Source organism: Rhodopseudomonas sp. BR0C11, assembly GCF_010820945.1.
GTDB classification, from domain to species: Bacteria; Pseudomonadota; Alphaproteobacteria; order Rhizobiales; family Xanthobacteraceae; genus Rhodopseudomonas; species Rhodopseudomonas palustris_H.
Genome location: NZ_QTKI01000461.1, coordinates 1 through 3,499 on the forward strand (window position 1 = coordinate 1; position 3,499 = coordinate 3,499).

Consider the following 3,499-nt stretch of genomic DNA (forward strand, 5'->3'; position numbering starts at 1 on the left):
CCACGGTGCCGTTACCATTGTAGCCGGCATAGACATTGCCGAGAATGTTTTGGGCCGGATTGGCCTTCGCCCACAGCCGCGTGCCGCTGCCGGAGACATTGATGATGCCCTGCGACAGCGGGTCCATCCCGGCGCCAACGGTGCCCGAAGTCACCACCGCACCGTCGGTGACATTCAGCACGCCGTTGCCGTTCATCGGATCGACATTGCGGGACCCGTCCTGGCCTCCGACATAGATGCGCTGATCGGTGTCGACGACAGTGTTCCGTCCCGAGATATTCATGGTCGTGAGGTTGCTGCCCCCCGGCCCGACATAGATGCCGCTGGCATACAGATAAGCTCCGTTCAGAACATTGACGGTGCCACCCTCAGGACTGAGCCAGGCTCCTGCATTCCAGTTGGTCGGATCACCGATCTCGACATGGGTGCCGGCGTCTCGGATGGTGACCTCCGCGCCAGCGCCGGTGTAGATGCCGACACTGCGAATATAGGCGGCCGCACCGTTGGAAATCGTCAGGCTGCCGGTCGCGCCCGCGGTGCGCGCGATATCGATGCCGCCGGTGCTGGTCCACACCGTCTGCGGACCGGTCACGACCAGCGAGCCATTGCCGCCGCTGCCCGCTTGCCAGGTGGCGGTGGAAAGTCCCAGCCGCCGGGTGGTCAGCGAGGCGCCGTTCGACACATTGATGCTGCCGACGCCGCCGTCGCGGCCGACGCTCACCTCGTTGGTGTCGGTCCAGTTCGCTCCCGCGCCGCTGAGGGTGACGCTGCCGTTGGCTCCGGCGCCGTCGCCGACCGTAACGGCCGTGCTCGGACTGGAGGAGATGCTGCCGCTGCTGCAAGTGAGGCCGGTCGTATTTCCAGAGATCGTGCAATCCGCCAGCGCCGGCGCACTGCCGAGCACACCCAACGCCAGAAGCGGCGCGAGCGACGTCGTGAGCAGCAGTTGTTTCTTCATCGTGACTTCCAAGAACAAGAGGGAGATCCGAGCGGAACGTCGCCGCGGGAGCAGCGGCTTCCACACGGCGTCGGGGACGACGCCGCCAGCAAACAGAATGGCTGCCGGTCGAGACCGGCCGCATTTGGACAAAGCTTCGCCGTTCAGACCGACACAGTCTGTTGAAGCCGGATATCGGAAGTGCGTTGGAGCGAACCGCTAAGCGTTTGTTCGACCGCGCAATGTATCGTTCGAGTCGAGGCCGGCCCGCGGCGAACTAATCGTTGCGGCTCACGATCGGCGCAGAAAACAGCGAAGCCTCGGTGCAACGAGCGAAAGCGCCATGCCGCGCTTCGGAAATGATCTTGTTGCCTGCCGCCATCTTGGCCCCCATCGACCGTTTCTTTTTGAACATTGCTTTTTGTTTAATTCGGCGGGTTCCATCACGCAACAACATACCTCCCGCTTCAGACTGTCGCAGGGATTCTCTGCGGATTCTTGTGGATGTATGCCTCACGGCGCCGCGTGATGTGCCGCCGCGTGAAACGGCGCGGCGCAATCGTCGTCGCCTTGTTACGATTCTCTGTCGCCGCTCGCGGTTCGTGCCTCGCACGTCGTCCGTTTTCGTACGATGATGTACCGACGTCGGATTGGAATTACTCGGCATTCGATGCGACGCGGAATCGATGACGACTTTGCAGCCGGCGCCGCCCCTTTCGCCGACTCGCAACGATGAAGTCGATTGATCGCCTACTCGTCCGCGTGTTTCAGAATCGCCTTGAGCAGCCCGGGAAAGCGCGCGTTGATGTCGGCTTCGCGTACGACGTTGCGGTGCTCGACGCCCTTCTTGGTGGTGCGGATCAAACCGGCTTCGCGCAGCACGCGGAAGTGGTTCGACAACGTCGACTTCGGAATGTCAGGGCACGGTGCCGCCGCAACGCAGGACATGCAGTCGCCTTCCTGGAGCAGCGCTTTGACGATGCGCAGCCGCATCGGATCCGCCAGCGCGGCGAGCACGCCGGCGAGCGAGATGTCTTCGCGTGCGGGATGAACGAACTGCACCATGAAAAAGATATAGGCGCCCCCTTGATCTGGTTCAATAGTCCCATACTTCCGAACTACTGAACCGAAGGCCACACCTCAGCGGTGGCCGCACCTCCGATCAGGAACCGAACGATCATGACCAAGACACTGCAAGGCAAAGTGGCGCTGGTGACCGGCGCATCGAAGGGCATCGGCGCGGAGATCGCGCTGAAGCTCGCGGCCGAAGGCGCGGCAGTCGCCGTCAACTACGCGTCCAGCAAACAGGGCGCAGACGACGTCGTGCACAAGATCACTGCGCAGGGCGGCAAGGCGATCGCGGTCGGCGGCAGCGTCGCCGATCCCAAGGCTGCGCAGGCGATCGTCGACGCGACCGTGGCGGCGTTCGGCCCGATCGACGTGCTGGTCAACAATGCCGGCGTCTATGAATTCGGCGCGCTCGATGCGATCACGCCGGAGCACTTCCATCGCCAGTTCGACGTCAACGTGCTCGGCCTGCTGCTGGTGACGCAAGCGGCGGCGCGGCAGTTCAAGGACGGCGGCAGCGTCGTCAACATCTCCTCCGGCGTCTCCACGATCGCGATGCCGAACACTGCGGTGTACGGCGCCACCAAGGCGTCGGTGGATCTGATCACGGCGGTGCTGGCGAAGGAACTGGCGCCACGAAAGATCCGCGTCAACGCGGTCAATCCCGGCATGGTCGTCACCGAGGGCGTCAAAGCTGCGGGCTTCCACGACGGCGAGATGCGAAAGCAAGTCGAAGCGATTACCCCACTCGGCCGTGTCGGCGAAGCCGCAGAGATCGCTTCGGTGGTTGCCTTCCTCGCCTCCGACGGCGCCTCTTACGTGACGGGCGAGACGCTGCACGTCACCGGCGGCCTCAAGTAAGCGCGGGCAGCTACGCTCAAAGCTTTGGCGGCAGCGCCGGAGCTTACCCGCCGCGCGTCCTGCTCCGAGTTACGTCGGCTGTCGCACCGATCTGCGACGAGGCGCCGCGCCCGATGAACCAAAACGCTTTGCTCGTCGTTACTGCCTACCGGCCATCTTGGACATCGAGGCCGAAAAGGAGAACGCGTTTGAAGACAACCGCCTTTGCTGCTGCCGCCGCTGCGCTATTTCTGGGTCTTGGAGCCCTCAGTGCTCCCGCCTCTGCCGCCACGCCCGCCCGGGCCTCGCAGCCGCTGGTCGCCGCTCCGATGACCGACGTTTCTGCGCAGCGCTACGTCGAGCGGCGGCGGGTGATCCGCCGTGGCCCGCACTGCACGATGCGGAAGGTCGTCACCCGCGGTCCGCACGGCCACCGCGTGGTTCGCACCACCCGCGTCTGCCGCTGATCGGCGAAACGGCTACGGCGTTAAAGCTCCACAGCGAAACAAGAGGGCGGATCTCGATCCGCCCTCTTCGCATTTCAGAAGCTGACCTAGGCCTTCTTCACCAGCGATCGAAGTTACGGCCGACGCGGCTGTCGTCGTCGACCTGCTGGAAGTCCTGGGGAGCCTGACGGCGCACCGTGCGGAGCGG

4 protein-coding genes and 1 pseudogene are annotated in these 3,499 nt (G+C 64.1%); 2 read left to right on the forward strand and 3 right to left on the reverse strand.

All coding sequences use genetic code 11. From position 1 onward, the window contains the following. From DYI24_RS23385 to DYI24_RS23395, 3 genes and pseudogenes are all read right to left on the reverse strand, one after another. Window positions 1–958: pseudogene (locus DYI24_RS23385) on the reverse strand (autotransporter outer membrane beta-barrel domain-containing protein); the annotation flags it as partial. 256 nt (window positions 959–1,214) lie between these two features. After that, window positions 1,215–1,388: a hypothetical protein gene (locus DYI24_RS23390; RefSeq protein WP_164574032.1), complete on the reverse strand. Its 174-nt coding sequence runs from the start codon at window positions 1,386–1,388 to the stop codon at window positions 1,215–1,217. A 299-nt stretch (window positions 1,389–1,687) separates the two neighbouring features. Further along, window positions 1,688–2,002 (reverse strand): ArsR/SmtB family transcription factor, encoded by a 315-nt coding sequence (locus DYI24_RS23395; RefSeq protein WP_107344127.1) that lies wholly within the window; start codon window positions 2,000–2,002, stop codon window positions 1,688–1,690. A gap of 114 nt (window positions 2,003–2,116) precedes the next feature. On the opposite strand from DYI24_RS23395, the gene DYI24_RS23400 reads away from it, so the two are divergent. Further along, a complete protein-coding gene (locus DYI24_RS23400) occupies window positions 2,117–2,866 on the forward strand; it encodes an SDR family NAD(P)-dependent oxidoreductase (RefSeq protein WP_107344126.1) in 750 nt (249 codons plus the stop codon). Between the two features lie 188 nt (window positions 2,867–3,054). After that, complete coding sequence (locus tag DYI24_RS23405) at window positions 3,055–3,312, forward strand: hypothetical protein (protein ID WP_205523653.1); 258 nt, start codon at window positions 3,055–3,057, stop codon at window positions 3,310–3,312. The last annotated feature ends 187 nt before the right edge of the window (window positions 3,313–3,499 follow it).

Excerpts from the sequence above, each read along its gene's own strand:
- DYI24_RS23400 (WP_107344126.1), top strand. The coding sequence starts at position 2,117 with ATGACCAAGACACTGCAAGGCAAAGTGGCGCTGGTGACCGGCGCATCG.
- DYI24_RS23395 (WP_107344127.1), bottom strand. The coding sequence starts at position 2,002 with ATGGTGCAGTTCGTTCATCCCGCACGCGAAGACATCTCGCTCGCCGGC.